The sequence below is a fragment of the Microbacterium sp. MRS-1 genome, from assembly GCF_000585455.1.
Classification (GTDB): domain Bacteria; phylum Actinomycetota; class Actinomycetes; order Actinomycetales; family Microbacteriaceae; genus Microbacterium; species Microbacterium laevaniformans.
In genome coordinates this window covers 1-17,826 of sequence record NZ_JAUF01000068.1, presented here as the reverse complement: position 1 = coordinate 17,826, position 17,826 = coordinate 1, and the positions used below count along the sequence as shown (strand labels likewise).

General features: G+C 67.0%; 15 protein-coding genes. 9 read left to right on the top strand and 6 right to left on the bottom strand.

Going from position 1 to position 17,826, the window contains the following annotated elements; translation table 11 throughout:
* Window positions 1-182: 182 nt before the first annotated feature.
* Together AS96_RS11510 and AS96_RS11505 are read left to right on the top strand one after the other, a co-directional pair.
* Entirely contained in the window at window positions 183-401 is a 219-nt protein-coding gene (locus AS96_RS11510; protein ID WP_005049478.1) for a DUF7455 domain-containing protein, read from the top strand.
* A gap of 60 nt (window positions 402-461) precedes the next feature.
* Window positions 462-1,487, top strand: a complete 1,026-nt coding sequence (locus tag AS96_RS11505; RefSeq protein WP_036289856.1) for a sugar-transfer associated ATP-grasp domain-containing protein — start codon at window positions 462-464, stop codon at window positions 1,485-1,487.
* Between the two features lie 66 nt (window positions 1,488-1,553).
* On the opposite strand, the gene AS96_RS11500 is transcribed toward AS96_RS11505, so the two are convergent.
* The 3 genes from AS96_RS11500 to AS96_RS11490 all read right to left on the bottom strand — a co-directional run bounded on the left by AS96_RS11500 (window position 1,554) and on the right by AS96_RS11490 (window position 4,758).
* The gene (locus AS96_RS11500) at window positions 1,554-2,255 is read right to left on the bottom strand and encodes a coenzyme F420-0:L-glutamate ligase (RefSeq protein WP_005049476.1); all 702 of its coding nucleotides are present in this window, start codon (window positions 2,253-2,255) and stop codon (window positions 1,554-1,556) included.
* Entirely contained in the window at window positions 2,252-3,583 is a 1,332-nt protein-coding gene (locus AS96_RS11495) for an RNA polymerase sigma factor (RefSeq protein ID WP_005049475.1), read from the bottom strand. Before AS96_RS11495 ends, AS96_RS11500 begins: the two co-directional genes overlap by 4 nt.
* Window positions 3,584-3,789: 206 nt before the next feature.
* Complete coding sequence (locus AS96_RS11490; RefSeq protein ID WP_005049474.1) at window positions 3,790-4,758, bottom strand: proteasome assembly chaperone family protein; 969 nt, start codon at window positions 4,756-4,758, stop codon at window positions 3,790-3,792.
* A 124-nt stretch (window positions 4,759-4,882) separates the two neighbouring features.
* Here AS96_RS11490 and AS96_RS11485 point away from each other — a divergent pair, with 124 nt between their 5' ends.
* The 3 genes from AS96_RS11485 to sucB all read left to right on the top strand — a co-directional run bounded on the left by AS96_RS11485 (window position 4,883) and on the right by sucB (window position 9,542).
* Entirely contained in the window at window positions 4,883-6,352 is a 1,470-nt protein-coding gene (locus AS96_RS11485) for a leucyl aminopeptidase (RefSeq protein WP_036289854.1), read from the top strand.
* Entirely contained in the window at window positions 6,349-7,728 is a 1,380-nt protein-coding gene (lpdA, locus tag AS96_RS11480) for a dihydrolipoyl dehydrogenase (RefSeq protein WP_036289852.1), read from the top strand. The genes AS96_RS11485 and lpdA overlap by 4 nt, the downstream gene beginning before the upstream one ends.
* A gap of 101 nt (window positions 7,729-7,829) precedes the next feature.
* Window positions 7,830-9,542: a 2-oxoglutarate dehydrogenase, E2 component, dihydrolipoamide succinyltransferase gene (sucB, locus tag AS96_RS11475; protein ID WP_036289850.1), complete on the top strand. Its 1,713-nt coding sequence runs from the start codon at window positions 7,830-7,832 to the stop codon at window positions 9,540-9,542.
* A 28-nt stretch (window positions 9,543-9,570) separates the two neighbouring features.
* Here sucB and AS96_RS11470 read toward each other — a convergent pair whose 3' ends face one another.
* Window positions 9,571-10,929, bottom strand: a complete 1,359-nt coding sequence (locus AS96_RS11470; RefSeq protein ID WP_036289848.1) for a hypothetical protein — start codon at window positions 10,927-10,929, stop codon at window positions 9,571-9,573.
* Between the two features lie 143 nt (window positions 10,930-11,072).
* Here AS96_RS11470 and AS96_RS11465 point away from each other — a divergent pair, with 143 nt between their 5' ends.
* Window positions 11,073-11,783, top strand: a complete 711-nt coding sequence (locus AS96_RS11465; protein ID WP_005049467.1) for a DUF4191 domain-containing protein — start codon at window positions 11,073-11,075, stop codon at window positions 11,781-11,783.
* A 3-nt stretch (window positions 11,784-11,786) separates the two neighbouring features.
* On the opposite strand, the gene AS96_RS11460 is transcribed toward AS96_RS11465, so the two are convergent.
* Window positions 11,787-12,236 (bottom strand): RDD family protein, encoded by a 450-nt coding sequence (locus tag AS96_RS11460; RefSeq protein WP_036289846.1) that lies wholly within the window; start codon window positions 12,234-12,236, stop codon window positions 11,787-11,789.
* A gap of 131 nt (window positions 12,237-12,367) precedes the next feature.
* On the opposite strand from AS96_RS11460, the gene glnA reads away from it, so the two are divergent.
* Both glnA and AS96_RS11450 read left to right on the top strand, forming a co-directional pair.
* The gene (gene glnA, locus AS96_RS11455) at window positions 12,368-13,792 is read left to right on the top strand and encodes a type I glutamate--ammonia ligase (RefSeq protein WP_036289844.1); all 1,425 of its coding nucleotides are present in this window, start codon (window positions 12,368-12,370) and stop codon (window positions 13,790-13,792) included.
* Between the two features lie 286 nt (window positions 13,793-14,078).
* Complete coding sequence (locus AS96_RS11450; protein WP_036289838.1) at window positions 14,079-15,806, top strand: GmrSD restriction endonuclease domain-containing protein; 1,728 nt, start codon at window positions 14,079-14,081, stop codon at window positions 15,804-15,806.
* Window positions 15,807-15,829: 23 nt separating this feature from the next.
* Here the strand turns inward: AS96_RS11450 and AS96_RS15505 are convergent, their stop codons facing one another.
* Window positions 15,830-16,330 carry a hypothetical protein gene (locus AS96_RS15505; RefSeq protein ID WP_197017301.1) on the bottom strand — a complete coding sequence of 167 codons (501 nt, stop codon included), beginning with the start codon at window positions 16,328-16,330 and terminating at the stop codon, window positions 15,830-15,832.
* Between AS96_RS15505 and AS96_RS14740 the strand changes: the two genes are divergently transcribed.
* Window positions 16,304-17,809, top strand: a complete 1,506-nt coding sequence (locus AS96_RS14740) for a DUF262 domain-containing protein (protein ID WP_051498856.1) — start codon at window positions 16,304-16,306, stop codon at window positions 17,807-17,809. The two genes, AS96_RS15505 and AS96_RS14740, sit on opposite strands and share 27 nt — an antisense overlap.
* The last annotated feature ends 17 nt before the right edge of the window (window positions 17,810-17,826 follow it).

The following is a 17,826-nucleotide window of genomic DNA, read 5'->3' as shown; positions in this document are numbered from 1 at the left end:
CGTATCCAGCCCCACGGACACCCGCGCCGCGACACACAGAAGCACCTCCTACCGCGGGCGATGGCGACGGAGGCGGGGTACGCGCACAGCGAAATGTGACCGGATCGCGGCATTGCTGAGCTCGCGGCGTGGTTGTATGTCATGACACCGCACCGCATCTCATGTACCGAGGAGGAACCGAAATGAGCATGTCGACCACCGCTGAGCCTGACGTCCTCGAGTACCGACTGACCGCGACGGACCGTTGCGACTCGTGCGGAGCCCAGGCCTACATCGCGGCCGAAGTCAACGGCAGCGAACTGCTGTTCTGCGCGCACCACGGACGCAAGTACGAAGAGAAGCTGCGCGCAATCGCGACGTCGTGGCACGACGAGACGGCTCGTCTGGCCGACGCGCGCTGAGCCCTCACACGTAGACTGGCGGAGTTCCCCTTTTCCGTCCGTCCCCGGAAGGACTCTGTCATGGCGCCTCGAGGCCTTCCTCTCCTGCACCGTTTCGAAGTGCTCTTCGAGCGTGCCCGCGGGCTCGATCTCGCATCGGTGCGTGAGAGGGCGCGTTTCACTGCGCACGTGCACGGGAAGAGCTATCCGCTGGTGTTCGTCGACATGCTCTGGTCGGCGGCGCGCCATCGCGTCGGATTCAACGACTACATGGAGTTCGATTTCGCCATCCTGACGCGCGCCGAGCGGGCCACATGGGTGACCAGTCCCCTCGCACTGGAGCTCTCGAACCGCTACGACGATCCGGCTCAGGTCCATCGCTTCCACAACAAAGTGGACTTCAATCGCGATTTCGATCGTTTCCTGGGCCGAGAGTGGCTCGAGCTCGTCGCCGGCAATGCTGACCAGCTCGCGGCCTTCGCCCAGCGGCATCCCGTGTTCATCGCCAAGGTCCCCGTGAGCAAGTCCGGACTCGGGGTGCGCCGCTACGACGCGAGCGCCGTCGCCGATTGGGAGGCGTTCCACGCTGAGCTGCTTGCGAAGGGCGAGGTCCTGATCGAAGAGCGCATCATGCAGCATCCGGACCTCGAAGCCATCGCTCCCGGCACGGCCAACACGACCCGCGTCACGACCTTCGTCAAGGATGACGGAACGGTCGCGATCATCAACATGGCGCAGAAGTTCGGGCGCGGTCAGGTCAGCGACCAGGCGTCGTTCGGCGGGTTCTACACCGCCCTCCACGAAGACGGGCGCGCCATGGGGATGGGCTACTCGACGTCGGGCGAGCTCTTCGAGACCCACCCGGACACCGGCTTCCGCATCGCCGACTACCGGCTGCCGATGATGGACGAGGTGCGTGCGCTCATCACCGACGTGGCGCTGGTGATCCCCGAGGTGCGCTACGTCGGCTGGGACGTCGTCGTCACTCCGACCGGCCCCGTCCTGGTCGAAGGCAACTGGGGTGCGGGCGTGTTCGAGAACAAGCCGTCCGCGACGGGGATCCGCCACGGGCATCTTCCCCGCTACCGCGCTGCAATGGGATTCTGATCACCGACGAGAAACGCCGGCGCCTCTCACGGAGGTCGCCGGCGTTTCGCACTTTTCAGCGCGGTGTCACGCCGCCCGGATGATGCCGAGGGGGGTGGACTCGCGGCCCTGGCCCAGGGGGTTGTCCGCAAGGATGCGGACGAGCTGACGCTCCCCCGCCTTGTCGAGCGTCGAGCCGAGAATGTTCCCACCGATGTCGTTGATGTCGACGACCGCGACCTGCACGTTCCCGCCGAGCAGCGCCTGAACGCGTGCGGCCACCTCAGCCGGGCGCGTCGGGCCCAGAACGACCGCGCGGTCGTACGGCGGGATGGTCCCGTTGGTCGGACCGTCGATCGCGCGCGCCTTGTCGCCGGCGATGCGGTAGAAGTCGCCGCGGCGTCCGAACGCCTTCGTCACCGCGCTGATCGCCGCAGCGAAGAGGATCCGCGGGGTGCCGCACTCCCGAAGGGCCATCTCCATCGTTTCCGGCATGCCGAGCCCGATACCGTAGGAGGTCTTCGTCACGTACTTCGACAGGAAGTGCGCCAGGCGGCGTGGGCGGATCTCGTCGAGCGTGTAGGAACGGCCCTGCGTGATCGCGACGATCTTCTCCGTGATGAACAGCAGGTCGCCGTCCGTCACCTGGTCGGCTGCGTACGCGGTGACGACCTCGTCGAGATCGTCACCGGGCATGACGACGCGCGTGCGGATCGGAATCCGTGCGAACGTCGTCCCCTCGATGGTGACGGTGAGGGCCTTGCCGTCGTTGGGAAGCTCCCCGCTCATTCGAGGTAGTCCCGCAGCGACTGCGATCGCGAGGGGTGTCGGAGCTTCGCCATGGTCTTCGACTCGATCTGACGAATGCGCTCGCGCGTGACGCCGAAGGTATCGCCGATCTGGTCGAGCGTCTTGGGCTGTCCATCACCGAGGCCGAAGCGCATGCGGATCACACCCGCCTCGCGCTCGCTCAGCGAGTCCAGCAGCGACTCGAGCTGACGCTGCAGCATGGTGAACCCGACGGCATCCGCCGGGACGACCGCCTCGGTGTCCTCGATGAGGTCACCGAACTCGCTGTCGCCGTCCTCACCCAGGGGGGTGTGCAGCGAGATCGGCTCGCGCCCGTACTTCTGCACCTCGATGACCTTTTCGGGGGTCATGTCGAGTTCGCGACTGAGCTCTTCGGGCGTGGGTTCGCGGCCGAGGTCCTGCAGCATCTGACGCTGCACGCGCGCAAGCTTGTTGATGACCTCGACCATGTGAACGGGGATACGGATCGTGCGAGCCTGGTCGGCCATGGCGCGCGTGATCGCCTGACGGATCCACCATGTCGCGTACGTCGAGAACTTGAAGCCCTTGGTGTAGTCGAACTTCTCGACCGCGCGGATGAGGCCCAGGTTGCCCTCCTGGATCAGGTCCAGGAACTGCATGCCGCGGCCCGTGTAGCGCTTGGCGAGGGAGACGACCAGGCGCAGGTTGGCGCCGAGCAGGTGGCTCTTGGCGCGCTGGCCGTCGCGAGCGACCCACTGGAGGTCCAGCCCGAGCTGGCTCGACTTCTCCGACGCCGACATGTGCGAGAGCTTCTCTTCGGCGAACAGACCCGCCTCGATCCGCATCGCGAGCTCGACCTCTTCGGCCGCGTTCAGCAGCGGGACCTTACCGATCTGCTTCAGGTAGTCCTTGACCGGGTCGGCCGTCGCGCCGGTGATCTGTGTCGAGTAGACGGGAACATCGTCCTCGTCGCTCGAGGAAATGACGATGGCGCCCGTGGGGAGCGGCTCGGAGAAGGCAGGCTTCGTCGTGCCGTCCTCGTCCTCGTCGTCGTCCTCGCCCTTCTTGCCGGCGGCTCCGGTCGACGCCTCGGCAGCATCATCGCCGGACTCGTCGTCCGCGGCGTCCTCGATGTCGGTGTCATCGAGCTCGACGTCGTCGTCGATCTCTTCGTCGTCGTCCGCGGTCTTCTTCGACGCCTTCTTGGGCGCCGCCTTCGCCTTGGCCGGAGCCTTCGACGTCGCCTTCTTGGCGGCGGTCGTGGTCGTCGCCTGTTCCGTGGCGGACTCCGTGGCTTCCTCCTCCTCGACCTTGCGGGAGCGGGTGGTCTTCGTGCCTGAGGTCACGTCTTGCCTTTCACCGACGCACGCGCCGGGTTTTCGGACAGGAGTAAGACCCTTGTCAAGTCCGCAGTCGCCTCGTCACGAGCCGACCCCGGTTCGACAACGGGTCAGGTTTCCATTGTCGCATACATCATCGGACAGACCGTGCGCAACAGTCCGTCAGGATCCCCACAGCATCCATAACATCGCGGGGACGCTGCGCATTCCGCTCAGCGTCGACCGCGGCGGTCCTCGCCGCGCCAGTCGTCGCCTCGGCGGTCGTCGTCCCGGCGGTGGTCGTCGGTGCGACGGTCAGCGAGGAAGCGCTCCAGTTCCGCAGCGAGCTCGTCTGCGCTGGGCAGATCACCGGGGTGGATGATCGGCTGACCGAGGTTCGATCCAGCCATGTACGCGTCGTAACGCTCTTCCAGAGCGTGCAGCATGGAGGTCAGCTCGGCGTTGCCCTCAACCTGGTCGTCGACCTTCGCGACGTACTCTCGGTTCTCCTCGCGCACATCGTCGACGTTGAAGACGAGTCCACTGGCCACCGAGAGGCTGTCCAGTCCCGCCAGTGCGGCGGCCGGGTAGTCGGTGTCGGCGAGGTAATGGGGCACCAGAAGCACGAATCCTGCGACCGAGGCTCCGCTCTGCGCGAAGCGGTGCTCCAGGAGATGACCGGCCGTCGCCGGCACCTGCGTGTGAGGCTGCCACACCGAGTGCGCCTGTGTCAGGTCGGCGCGCGTCCCGCTCACCGTCGTGCCGATCGGGCGCGTGTGCGGTACAGGCATGGGAATGGCGTGCACCCACGTCACCGACGACACCTGCAATCCTTCGGCCAAGCCCACGACCGTCTCGGTGAATGCTTCCCAGGCGAAGTCCGGCTCGTACCCCGCCAGCAGAACGAAGGGCTGACCGAGCGCGTCATGCGCGAGCGAGAGCTCCAGGCGCGGCGGGCGGTAGTCGGCGAGATGGTCGGCGTCGAAGGTGATCGTCGGGCGGCGCGCGCGGTAATCCAGGAGCACGTCGGCCGAGAACGTCACGATCGGCGCCGGCTCGAGGTCGTCGCGGAACATCGCCACCATCTGCGAGACGGCGCCCCCGGCATCCGTGAACCCGGTCAGCACGATCACCAGCGGAAGGTCGGCAGGGACCGGTGGGGCCGACGCCACACGCTCGTACAGGGGACCGCTCAAGGGCATGAGTCCACTGTACGAGCCTTCCCCGGGCGCAGGTCCGCGTGCCGCTGACAGCGAACACGCGGGGTGCGGCTCGCCGCCGTCGAGCGTCGCCGACCCCGGAGGACGCAAACCTAGGATGGAGGTCATGGCGTTTCCCGAGCTGTCGTACACGACCGATCCGCTGCGCGAGACGAAGGCCGATGCCCTCGTGCTCGCCCTCCCTCCCCTCGATCATGATGCGGGTGCTCTCGACCAGTGGCCGGGGCTGGCCTCGGCGTTGAACGCCGTGGGCTTCTCGGGCGCTCTCGGCGCAACGGTGCGCGCCTACGCGCCGGAGGCGACGTCGCTGCCCCTGATCGTCGTGGGCACCGGACCCGCGCCCGACACCGCGGCGCTGCGTGAAGCGGTCGGCGCCGCTCTGAGAACGACGACCGGCTTCGACACCGTGGCCGTCGAAGCCCCGGCAGTCGATGAGGACGGGTGGCGAGCCGTGGCGGAGGGCGCCGCGCTCGGCGCGTACCGCTTCGACGGGTACAAGTCGGTTGCCGCTGCCGCTCGCGCGTCACACGTGGTCATTCGTGGTGAGCGTCCCCCCGCCGCCTCGGCGCTGGCTCGAGCGCAGGCCGTCGGCGCTGCCGCCGCGCTCGTCAAGGATCTCGTCCACACCCCGGCCGAGTGGCTGGGGCCGCAGGATGTCGCGGATGCCGCTCGGGAGGCGCTGGCGGAGCTCCCCGTGGACGTCGTCGTCCTCGATGAGAAGCAGCTCGCCGCCGACGGCTACGGGGGCATCCTCGGCGTGGGGCAGGGCTCGGACCGACCGCCCCGTCTCGTGCGACTCGACTACGCCCCTGCGGATGCCGAGCGCCATGTCGCGATCGTCGGCAAGGGCATCACGTTCGACACCGGTGGGCTCTCGCTCAAGCCGCCCGCGGGAATGGTGGGCATGAAGTACGACATGGCCGGCGCGGCGACGGTGCTGGCCGTCGTCCGTGCGGCCGCGCAGCTGCGTCTGCCGGTGCGCGTGTCGGGATGGCTCTGTCTCGCCGACAACATGCCGTCGGGACGAGCAACGCGTCCCGGAGACGTGCTGCGGATTCTGGGCGGCACCACTGTCGAGGTGCTGAACACCGACGCCGAGGGACGGCTCGTCCTGGCCGACGGTCTCGTCGCGGCCAGCCGCACGCACCCGGACGTGATCGTCGACGTCGCCACGCTCACCGGAGCCATCTCGGTGGCGCTGGGCTCTCGCCACACCGGCGTCATGGGCTCGGAGGAAGCGGTTGCCGAGTACCTGGATGCGGCGGAGTCCGCGGACGAGCTGGCCTGGCCGCTCCCGCTGCCGGCGCATATGGAAGAGGAGCTCGACTCCCCCATCGCCGACCTCGTGAACGCGAAGATCGGCGACCCGACGGGCGGTTCGCTGTTCGCTGGACTCTTCCTCCAGCGGTTCGTCGGGCGTGTCTCCGACGACGCGGACGCGCCTCGCCTCCCCTGGGTGCACCTCGACATCGCCGGCAGCGGGAGCACCAAGCCCGCGACCGGTGCCACGGACAAGGGCCCCACCGCGGCCACCGTTCGATCCCTGCTCGCATTCGTCGAAGGAGACGCACGATGACCGCACACCACTCCGATCTCGTGGTCCTGGGCGGCGGATCGGCCGGATACGCAGCGGCGATCCGCGCGGCCGAGCTCGGTCGCTCGGTCACCCTCGTCGAGAAGGACAAGCTCGGCGGCACGTGCCTTCATCGCGGCTGTATCCCGACCAAGGCGATCCTGCATGCGGCAGAGATCGCTGATGCCGTCCGTGACGCGTCGAGCGTCGGCGTGGCGGCGACGTTCGAGGGCATCGACGTGGCGGGGGTCACGGCTTTCCGCGAGGGCATCGTCGCCAAGAAGTTCGCGGGACTCACCGGCCTCATCAAGGCGCGCGGGATCACGGTGGTCACCGGAGAGGGACAGTTGGTCGTCGACGACGACGGCCCCGCCGTCACGGTCGGCGAGGACACCTATCGCGGTACCGACGTCCTTCTCGCCACCGGCTCGCACACGCGCACCCTGCCCGGCATCGAGATCGGCGGCCGGGTCCTCTCCAGCGAGGAGGCCCTCGCGCTCGCAGAGGTGCCCGCGTCGGTCATCGTCCTCGGCGGCGGGGTGATCGGCGTCGAGTTCGCGAGCGCGTGGCGATCGATGGGTGCGGAGGTCACGATCGTTGAGGCGCTCGACCACCTCCTGCCCGCGGAGGACGTCTCCTCGAGCAAAGCCCTGGAGCGCGCCTTCCGCAAGCGCGGCATCGTCTCTCGACTCGGTTCCCGCTTCGCCTCCGTCTCGCAGACGGATGCCGGGGTCACGATCGTCCTGGCCGACGGCAGCGAGCTGAGCGCGGACTACCTCCTCGTGGCCGTCGGACGCGGTCCGTCGACGGCCGGGATGGGATTCGATGAGGCGGGGGTGGCTCTGGAGCGCGGCTTCGTGAGCGTGGACGAGCGCCTGCGGACATCGGTCCCGCACGTCTGGGCGGCGGGCGACATCGTCCCCGGCTTGCAGCTGGCCCACCGTGGCTTTCAGCAGGGGATCTTCGTGGCTGAGGAGATCGCGGGCCTCGGCCCCGTCATGGTCGCGGAGCACACCATCCCGCGGGTCACGTACTCGCACCCCGAGGTGGCCTCCGTCGGCATCACCGAGGCAGCCGCGCGTGCTGCCCACGGTGACGCGGTCGCCGTCTCTGAGTACAACCTGGCCGGCAACGGGCGTAGCGAGATCATCGGCACGGGCGGCATCGTCAAGATCGTCCGCCTGGTCGACGGGCCCGTGATCGGCATCCATCTGGTCGGCGATCGCGTCGGCGAGCTCATCAGCGAGGGCCAGCTGGCCGTCGCCTGGGAAGCGCACCCGGAAGACATCGCGCCGTACGTGCACGCGCACCCGACGCAGAGCGAGGCGCTCGGCGAGGCGTTCCTCGCCCTCGCGGGCAAGCCTCTGCACGCCCTCTGAAAACCCCCACCATTCCTCCCCCGTCCGACACGTCACCGCTTCGGGCCGTGAGGGTCACTAAGCTAGTTGTCGGACATCGAACTTCTGAAGGAGACACAGTCATGAGCACATCCGTGGTCCTCCCCGCGCTCGGAGAGAGCGTCACCGAGGGAACGGTCACCCGTTGGCTCAAGAAGGTCGGTGACACGATCCAGGCCGACGAAGGGCTGCTCGAGATCTCGACCGACAAGGTCGACACCGAAATCCCCTCTCCCGTCAGCGGCGTGATCGAGGAGATCCTGGTCGCTGAGGACGAGACCGTCGAGGTCGGCGCCGTTCTCGCGAAGATCGGAGACGGCTCGGCTGCCGCACCGTCCGACGATGCGCCCGCCGCAGAGCAGCCCGCCGCTGAGCAGGCTCCTGCCGAAGCGGCCCCCGCCCCCGAACAGGCTCCCGCGGCTCCTGAGGCCAACGCTGCGCCGTCCGGCGATGCGAAGGACGTCGTTCTTCCCGAGCTGGGTGAGAGCGTCACCGAGGGAACGGTGACGCGTTGGCTCAAGCAGGTCGGCGAAGAGGTCGCCGTCGACGAGCCGCTCCTCGAGATCTCGACCGACAAGGTCGACACCGAGATCCCCTCTCCGATCGCCGGCACGCTGCAGGAGATCCTCGTCGCCGAGGATGAGACGGTCGCCGTCGGCGCTGTGCTCGCGCGCATCGGTTCGGGTGCCCCTGCACCCGCTGCTCCGGCGGCAGCTGCGCCTGCTCCGGCTGCCGAAGCGTCGGCCGCTCCTGCCCCCGCTGCCGCGCCTGCACCCGCTGCGGCGCCTGCACCGGCCGCTTCTCCTGCTCCCGCTGCCGCGCCTGCACCCGCTGCGGCGCCTGCGCCGGTCGCTGCTCCCGCTGCCGCGCCTGCGGACGACGCGGCGACCTACGTCACTCCCCTCGTGCGCCGGCTCGCGCAGCAGCAGGGTGTGGACCTGGCGTCCGTCACCGGGACCGGTGTCGGTGGTCGCATCCGCAAGGAAGACGTGCTCAAGGCGGCCGAGGCTGCCCAGGCCGCTCCTGCAGCCGCGGCTGTCACGCCCGCTCCGGCGGCGGCCGCCCCGCTCGAGGTTTCGCCCTTGCGCGGCACGACCCAGCCGATGTCCCGACTTCGCAAGGTGCTCGCCGAGCGCGCGGTTGCCTCGATGCAGCAGACGGCCCAGCTCACCACGGTCGTGAAGGTGGACGTCACGAAGGTCGCGTCGTACCGCACGGCGGTCCAGAAGGACTTCGTCGCGAAGACGGGCGGCAAGCTGTCGTTCCTGCCGTTCTTCGTCCTCGCTGCCGCCGAGGCGCTGCAGGCGTTCCCGGTGATCAACGCCACGGTGGACGGCACCGACATCGTCTACCCCGCCACCGAGAACATCTCGATCGCGGTCGACACCGAGCGCGGCCTGCTGACCCCCGTTCTCCGTGACGCGGGCGCCAAGACGCTGGCGGGGATCTCGTCCGAGATCGCCGACCTCGCCGCTCGCACGCGCGATAACAAGCTGAAGCCCGACGAGCTCGCCGGTGGCACGTTCACCGTGACCAACACCGGCTCCCGCGGCGCTCTCTTCGACACCCCGGTCGTCTTCCTTCCGCAGTCCGCGATCCTCGGCACCGGCGCGGTCGTCAAGGAGCCCGGTGTGGTCAAGGTCGACGGCGTCGAGGCGATCGCCGTGCGCTCCTACGTCTATCTGGCACTGTCGTACGATCACCGCATCGTCGACGGCGCCGACGCGGCCCGCTTCCTGGGTGCGGTCAAGACCCGCCTGGAGACGGCGGACTTCGAGGCCAACCTGGGAATCTGAGGGCGCGCCCGGCCAACGGGCTCGCATGTCATGGCTGATCCGCGACGTCGTACACGTCGCGGATCAGCCATTTTCCGTCGACCTGCACGAGAACGAGCACCTGGCTGGGCTGCTGTCCGCCGGAGACGCGATAGGCGGCCACGCCGCCGTACTCGTCGAGGAGGGTGACCTCGCGCAGTTCAGCGTCCTCGACGACGACGCTGTCAGGAACGCCGGCGCTCGGGTCCTCCAGAATGTCGGAGCAGTCGGCGGCCTGCTCCCGGGTGCATGACGCGAGATCGGCAAGGAGGCGGCGCGCGATGTCGCCTTCGTCGGCGCTCTGCGACGGCGCAGGCGCTGCGGCATCCGACGCACCGGAGTCGGGGGTCGCTGCCGGGGTGGACACGGCCCCGCTGTCCAGCGACGGTGTGGATGCCGCGGGCGTCGTGGATGAAGCGCTCTCGCCGACCGGCCACGCGAGACCCACGGCGATGACGATCGCGGCCGCGGCAGCGGCCACGAGCAGCGGGGATCGCCGGCGGCGGCGTGGCGCATGATCCTTGTGCGCCCGTGTGGTCGTCGCCGACAGGGCGCGGCGTCCGGCCCGGTCTCGTACCGCCGTCAGCCCGTGCCTGCGCGTCGCGCGCATCGTGCGCCTCAGCGCGGAGCGAACATCGCCCAGGACGTTCAGCGCACGAGCGGCAAGGTCGCGCTCGACGAGCGGCGCGACCCAGCTCGACGCATCCGAGGCGCGGTCGTCGCCGGTCCGACCGCGGTGTACGGCCCGACGCGGCGCCGGGATGGCCGCGACCCCCCTGTTCGCGTCGGCGGTCGGCAGAGGAGCCGGTTCAGCGGCGGCGAAGAGCTCATCTTCCGCACGCTCGCGCCGCCCCGGCGTGATGCGACCCTCGCTGATCAGTTCCGCGGCGTCGAGCACCGCCTGCCGCAGACCCGGCGCGGCAGCCTCGGCGAGCTCCTTCAGCAGTGCGACGGAATCGTCCCGCCAGGCCGGTCCGGTCGCAGCAAGGAGTGGACAACCTTCGGCATCCACCCACCAGGAGCCGACGGTGAACCCGCAGCGCTCTGCCTCGGCGGCGCCACGCAGCACACTGACGGCGGCGGTGACGAGCGCTCCCGCCTCCCACGCACGCCCGGCGACGAGAGTGATCAGTCGGTGCGGGCAGTGCGGGAGCAGGGCAGCGTGACCGTCCGGAGTGCGCGCCAGGTCGACGGGGGCGAGCACATGCTCGCCGCCCCGTACCCGCCAGATCTCGCTCGGCAGATCCTGCAGGGGCACCCACACTCTCGGAGGCGTGCCCGCGCGCAGGTCGCCGGGAAACGGGGCGTCGGCGGCGCCCAGCGTCCTCAGCAGCGGCGGCGGGGCGAGCACACCGGAATCGATGCTCATATCGTGAGTGTCGCCGCTCGTGGACCGGGCCGGCCGCCGCGCGGGTCAACTGTGCAGACGCCAAGGGTTTGCCACGCTGGGGAGGAGTTCTCGTCGCACCGCGTGCGCGTGCGCCGTGTCGCCGCGACGGTAGGCTGTGTGCCATGGCATCCCGCAGTTCCGCACCCGACAAGGGCCCTGGCTTCTTCTCCCAGATCCGCTCGCTCTACACCTTCACGAAGGCCGAATTCTCGTGGCTGCCGTGGGTGCTGGCCGCTGTCGTGGTCGTCGGAATCGGCATCGGCGTCCTCATCGGGTTCCTCATCCCGCCTGCGGCCATCTGGAGCGTCATCCTGTGGGGTGTCACCGGCCTGCTGTTCGGTCTCTTGGGCGCCATGATCGTGCTCACACGTCTGTCCACCCGCGCGATGTACATCAAGCTCGACGGGATGCCGGGAGCTGCCGGTCACGTGCTGTCGACCTCGCTCGGCCGCAGTTGGGTGGCCTCGGAGATGCCCGTCGGGGTCAACCCGAAGACGCAGGACGCGGTCTACCGCGTGATCGGCCGCGGTGGCGTCGTGATCGTGGGCGAGGGCGCACGCGGGCGGCTCACCCGACTCGTCAACGACGAGAAGATGAAGGTCCAGCGCGTGGCCTCAGGCGTGCCGATCAATGTGCTGTACATCGGCCACGGCGAGGGCGACGTGCCCATCTCGAAGCTCTCGGCGACCATCAAGTCGTTCCCCAAGAAGGTCGATCGTACGACGATGGCGGCTGTCGTCAAGCGCGTGGACTCGGTCTCGCAGTCCGTCACCTCGCTGCCGATCCCGAAGGGCATCGATCCGATGCGAGCCCGCGCGCCGCGCCCACGCTGAGCCTCAACCGCGAACGAGGACCGTCCCCGCGATCTTGTCGTGAAGGCCGCGGTGATCGCCGTCCCAGATCACGGCGGGGATGATCAGGGCGAGCAGGAGGGTGCGCACCAGCGGACGCCAGAGGCCGCTCCAGCCTCCGTCGACACGGACGATCCGCATGCCGAACAGCCGATGTCCCGGGCTTCCCCCGAGCGTCGGGATGAACAGTACCTGGACGGCGAGGAAGATCAGGTTCGACGCGACCGGATTGGCGTACCGGAACCCCGTGACCTCGTCCAGGACCGGGAAGAATGCGTAGGCGATCAGTGTCGCTGTTGCCAGATCGACGGCGAGAGCGCCGATGCGTCGACCGAGTCGTGCGATGCTGCCCGGGCCCGAAGGGGGCATCCCGAGCCGCTCTCCGGGATAGGTGCTGTCGTGATGTCCCGTATTGTCGGAAGTACCTGCCGTCACCGGGTCAGCTTATCCGCGTCGCTGTAACATCCTCGAAACACGGGGGATACTGCCGGGCAACCGGTCATCGATAGCGTCGAGGCGGGCCTGATCCCGTTCAGGCGTGTTCCACACCCGATCTTGGAGACTCCATGTTCAAAGATTCATCCGAGGTTCTGAAGTTCATCAAGGACGAGGACGTCAAGTTCCTCGACATCCGGTTCACGGATCTGCCTGGTGTGCAGCAGCACTTCAACATCCCGGCCTCGACCGTCGACGAGGAGTTCTTCACGGTCGGCCAGCTGTTCGACGGCTCGTCGATCCGCGGTTTCGCGAACATCCACGAGTCGGACATGCAGCTCATCCCCGACGTCTCGACGGCCTACATCGATCCGTTCCGCGAAGCGAAGACGCTGATCATGCTCTTCGACATCTACAACCCGCGCAACGGCGAGATCTACAGCAAGGACCCGCGTCAGGTCGCCAAGAAGGCCGAGAAGTACCTCGCGTCGACGGGCATCGCCGACACCGCGTTCTTCGCCCCGGAGGCGGAGTTCTACATCTTCGACGACGTCCGCTATGAAGTGAAGCAGAACGCCTCCTTCTACAGCGTCGATTCCGAAGAGGGCGCCTGGAACACGGGTCGCGCCGAAGAAGGCGGCAACCTCGCCAACAAGACGGCCTACAAGGGCGGCTACTTCCCCGTCTCCCCCGTCGACAAGACGGCCGATCTCCGCGACGACATCAGCCTGCACCTCATCGACGCGGGTCTGATCCTCGAGCGTGCGCACCACGAGGTGGGCACCGGTGGTCAGCAGGAGATCAACTACCGCTTCGACACGATGGTGCACGCGGCGGACGACATCCTGAAGTTCAAGTACATCGTCAAGAACGTCGCCGAGCAGTGGGGCAAGGTCGCGACCTTCATGCCCAAGCCGCTCTTCGGAGACAACGGTTCGGGCATGCACACCCACCAGTCGCTGTGGCTCGAGGGCAAGCCCCTCTTCTACGACGAGAAGGGCTACGGCGGCCTGTCCGACGTCGCTCGTTGGTACATCGGCGGTCTGCTGGCGCACGCGCCGGCTGTCCTCGCCTTCACCAACCCGACGCTGAACTCCTACAAGCGTCTGGTCAAGGGCTACGAGGCTCCGGTCAACCTGGTCTACTCTGCCGGTAACCGCTCGGCCGCGATCCGCATCCCGATCACGGGCAGCAACCCGAAGGCCAAGCGCATCGAGTTCCGCGCGCCCGACGCCTCGGGTAACCCGTACCTCGCCTTCGCCGCGCAGATGATGGCGGGCCTCGACGGCATCAAGAACCGCATCGAGCCGCACGAGCCGGTCGACAAGGACCTCTACGAGCTGCCGCCCGAGGAGGCCAAGAACATCCCTCAGGTTCCGAACTCGCTGCTCGACTCGCTCGAGGCGCTGCGTGCAGACCACGAGTTCCTCCTCGCCGGTGGTGTGTTCACGCCCGAGCTGATCGAGACCTGGATCGAGTACAAGATCGAGAACGAGATCAAGCCGCTCGCCGCGCGCCCGCACCCGTTCGAGTACGAGCTGTACTTCGGGGTCTGATCCCGGGAGGCCCTCAGAGCCACACTTCCGGTCTCTGAGCCCAGTAATTTACTGAGCCCCAGGCGGCAGATGCCGTCTGGGGCTCAGTCTATCTCTGGACGTTTGCGGACGGCTACGGGGAGTAAACGGACAGGTTTTCGGACAGCGGCGCACGAGCTACTTCAGCCAGACCCTTCAACCCTTCGAAGACCCAGGTGGTCAAAGGTCGGGTCGCGCGCACAAGTGCCTCCCCTCTCGTCGGCGAGCTGGGCGACGGAGCGTCGGGGGGCTCCACTAGCGTGGACAAGTGGATGCGATTCTTGAACCGCGAGCAGTCGGTGACGTCACCGGAGCCTTCTTCGTTCCCGGTTACCAGCGGGGTTACCGGTGGGGTCCTGACGAGGTCGACCGTCTCCTCGCAGACATCTGGGAGAGCAACGGCGAGCCGTACTACCTCCAGCCCGTGGTCGTAAAACAGATGGCCGACGGTCGGTGGGAACTCATCGACGGCCAGCAGCGGTTCACCACTCTGTACCTGATCTTCCAGTACATGCGGGATCAGGGGCTGCAGAGCGCCGGCGCTGGCTACTCGATCGAGTACGAGACACGCCCCGGCAGCCAAGAGTTCCTACGGTCACCGATGGCCGACCACAAGGACGAGAACATCGACTTCCACCACATCTTCGGAGCGTACGAACGAATCCGCACATGGTTCGAGGCGTGGGAGCATCGCACTCAGCACGTCGCCAACAAGTTCTACGGCTACCTCTTCGACTCGGTCAAAGTGATCTGGTATGAGGCATCGCAAGATCTCGATTCCATCACCCTGTTCACCCGACTGAACGTCGGGCGGATCCCGTTGACTGACGCCGAACTCGTCAAGGCGCTCGTGTTGGCAAACAGCCGTGCGCGTCCTGGATACTCAGACAAGAGCGAGCAGATCGCCGCGCAGTGGGACCAGTTCGAGCGGGAACTTCGCGCGCCGGAGGTGTGGTCGTTCATCACAGGCCGACACGAGCAAGAGGCAACCCACATCGGGCTCGTCCTCGACACTCTCGCCGATCAGATCGGCGGGAGGCCTTCCGGTCGGCACCGCCCTCGCTACTACACGTTCGAAACGCTGAGGAACGAAATCACCGCAGATGCGCAGGCATTCTGGGACCGAGTCGTCAGGCTCCATTCACTGATCCTCGGCTGGCACGACGACCGCCAAGTCTTCCACAAGGTCGGATTCCTGATCCAGGTCGGAAGCGACACCTTCGGCCAGCTCGTGAATATGGCCGACGGCCTCACCAAACCGCAGTTGCATGAGGCCCTCGACGGCCGAATCCGTGATGTGCTCGACCTGACGGAGGAGGACCTCGGCGCACTGGATTACGACACTAGGAGCGCGAAATGTAACGAGGTCTTGCTGCTGATGAACGTGGAGACAGTTCGCGCCCGCAAGGACGACACTGCCCGGTATTCGTTCAACGCCCACTCACGCGGCTCCTGGTCGCTGGAGCACATCCACGCGCAGAACGCCAAGGAACTCCGGCGCGACGAGAAGATCTGGCGCGAGTGGCTCCTGCTACAGCGCGATGTCGTGGAGGACCTGCCGACGCTCGAGAGCGCGGTCCGCGCCGAACTCCTCTCCGAGATCGACGACGTGCTCGGGATGATCGCGGAGCAGCAGGTTCATGGAGTCGGCGTCCGCTTCGACGCGGTGAAGGCCGCCGTCGAGGATGCCCTCACGGACGAATCGACTCGCCGGGGAGAAAACGTGCACTCGCTGGCGAACCTGGCCTTGCTGGCAAGTGGCGACAACAGCGCCCTCAGCAACTCGACGTTCGAGGTCAAGCGTCGGGAGATTCTCGCCCGGGACAAAGCCGGCTCATACATTCCGCCGTGCACCCGCAACGTGTTCCTCAAGTACTACACCGATGCCGACGACCAGCAGATTCACTTCTGGGGAGCCGCCGACCGCGAGAGCTATCTGAAGGCGATCCTCGAAGCCGTCGCCCCGTACCTGCAGACGTCGGAGGTCGCAGCGTGACCGAGATGCGCGGCACCAAGACCTCATTCGCCCGCATGTTCCAGCCCGGTGAGACCGGCGCGGACACCATCAAGCGTGTCGAGATCCCGCTCATCCAGCGCGACTACGCGCAGGGCCGAGACGAACGCGGTGTCAACAGCATCCGCGCAGACTTCCTCGGCGTCCTCATTGAGGCGCTCGTAGGCGACGAGACTGTCGATCTCGACTTCGTGTACGGGGAGATTGGCGACGGAACGCTGCGACCCCTCGACGGACAGCAACGCCTCACAACCCTGTTCCTCATTCACTGGTAGATCGCTGCGCGAACTGATCGACTCCACGAGGCCGCGGCGGTCCTCCGGTTCGAGTACGCGACTCGTGCAAGCGCCGAACTCTTCTGCCGCGAGCTCGTCAAGCCCGAGCACTCCCCCGGCGATGACTTCTCCACGCCAAAGACGTGGATCACGGATCAAGCGTGGTATCTCCATGCCTGGCGGCACGACCCGACAATCCAATCGATGTTGAACATGCTCGACGCGGTCCACGAGCGAATCATCGCGGAGAACATCGATCTCGATTCCGCATGGGAGCGACTCATGGACGAGTCGGCACCAGCGGTGTCCTTCTACCTTCTTCCCATCGACGACATGCCTTCCGGCGAAGAGCTGTACATCAAGATGAACTCGCGGGGAAAGCCGCTCACGGACTTCGAGAACTTCAAGGCGAGACTGGAGAAGCTCTTTCACGAGACTCTGCCCAAGGACGACTTCGACGCGATCATCCACAAACTCGACGGTGTGTGGAGCGACGTGCTCTGGAGCTTCCACGGCGGAGACCACCTCATCGACGACGAGTTCCTCCGGTACCTCGAGTTCATCATCGAGATCAGCGAGTGGCGCGACAACGTGGTCCCTGAGGGCACCCTGCTGGAGCGGGCGGAACGCGCCTTCGACGTCGGCAACCCGAACGCAGCGAGTCACATCGCCTTCTTGACTCATGCCTTCGACACCTGGGTAGGCGTCGACGACGTGCGCGCAGCATTTGAGGAGCACTTCGTCGACCTCGCCCGCAGCAGCGCCGCATCACAGACCGGGCGTGTGCCGCTCGACACCACGAATCTCAACCTGTTCGAAGGCTGTCTCGAGCTGTACGGAAAGCGAACTGGAAACCGGCGGCTCTTCTCGCTGGCGGAGACGCTCATGCTCTTCGCCGTGCTCATCCATCGGCAGTATGCGACCGAGGAAATCGCGGCTCGACTCCGAATCCTTCGCAATCTCGTCGATGGCGCCGACGACGAAGTGCGCCTCGAACGGATGGGTGACCTCATCCCGAGCGTCGAGCAACTCATTCGCGACGGCGACCTCGCAACGACCCGCGGCTTCAACCCCGACCGCGTGCAAGACGAACTCGACAAGATCGCGCTGATCGAAACCCACCCAGAGCTCGAACACTCAGTGCATTCCCTCGAAGACCATCCACTTCTTCGCGGCAGGATCTTCGCGTTCGACCTCGACCCAGAGTCGCTCCAGCGCCACGCGACTGTGTTTCCCGATGTCGTCGCGCCGCAGCACTGGCCGATCTTGACCGGCGCGCTCTTGGCGAAGGGCGACTACGGATATCCCCGCACGGCGGGAAGAGCCGTTCAGCTGGGAACCGGAGACCCGAAGCAGAGCGCGCGGTGGCGTGGCGTGTTCTCCAATCGAGGACGCGGTCGGAACCAGGCACTCCGAGCCGCACTCGCCTCCCTGCTCGACGACGTCGCGGCGGACGGTGGTGGCAGCGTCGGTCACTCGTTGCAGCGAGTCACCGATGAGTTCGTCGAGCAGGCCCGGTCAACGCGACGCTTCACCTGGCGCGCGTATCTCGCGACCTACCCGGAGATGCGGGAGGGCGAGACGGGCGTCTACTACGGCGAGTACCTGCAGGAAACTGGGCAGTGGAGACACTCCATGTGCATGTTGCGCACCCCTGACCTCATGTCGGCGGCGCGTGAATCCTGGTCACTTTCGGCGCTCGAAAAGTGAACGGTTGCGGGCAGTCT

Excerpts from the sequence above, each read along its gene's own strand:
- AS96_RS11505 (WP_036289856.1), top strand. The coding sequence starts at position 462 with ATGGCGCCTCGAGGCCTTCCTCTCCTGCACCGTTTCGAAGTGCTCTTC.
- glnA (WP_036289844.1), top strand. The coding sequence starts at position 12,368 with ATGTTCAAAGATTCATCCGAGGTTCTGAAGTTCATCAAGGACGAGGAC.
- AS96_RS11470 (WP_036289848.1), bottom strand. The coding sequence starts at position 10,929 with ATGAGCATCGATTCCGGTGTGCTCGCCCCGCCGCCGCTGCTGAGGACG.
- AS96_RS11490 (WP_005049474.1), bottom strand. The coding sequence starts at position 4,758 with ATGCCCTTGAGCGGTCCCCTGTACGAGCGTGTGGCGTCGGCCCCACCG.
- AS96_RS11465 (WP_005049467.1), top strand. The coding sequence starts at position 11,073 with ATGGCATCCCGCAGTTCCGCACCCGACAAGGGCCCTGGCTTCTTCTCC.
- AS96_RS11500 (WP_005049476.1), bottom strand. The coding sequence starts at position 2,255 with ATGAGCGGGGAGCTTCCCAACGACGGCAAGGCCCTCACCGTCACCATC.
- sucB (WP_036289850.1), top strand. The coding sequence starts at position 7,830 with ATGAGCACATCCGTGGTCCTCCCCGCGCTCGGAGAGAGCGTCACCGAG.
- lpdA (WP_036289852.1), top strand. The coding sequence starts at position 6,349 with ATGACCGCACACCACTCCGATCTCGTGGTCCTGGGCGGCGGATCGGCC.
- AS96_RS11485 (WP_036289854.1), top strand. The coding sequence starts at position 4,883 with ATGGCGTTTCCCGAGCTGTCGTACACGACCGATCCGCTGCGCGAGACG.
- AS96_RS11510 (WP_005049478.1), top strand. The coding sequence starts at position 183 with ATGAGCATGTCGACCACCGCTGAGCCTGACGTCCTCGAGTACCGACTG.
- AS96_RS14740 (WP_051498856.1), top strand. The coding sequence starts at position 16,304 with ATGTTGAACATGCTCGACGCGGTCCACGAGCGAATCATCGCGGAGAAC.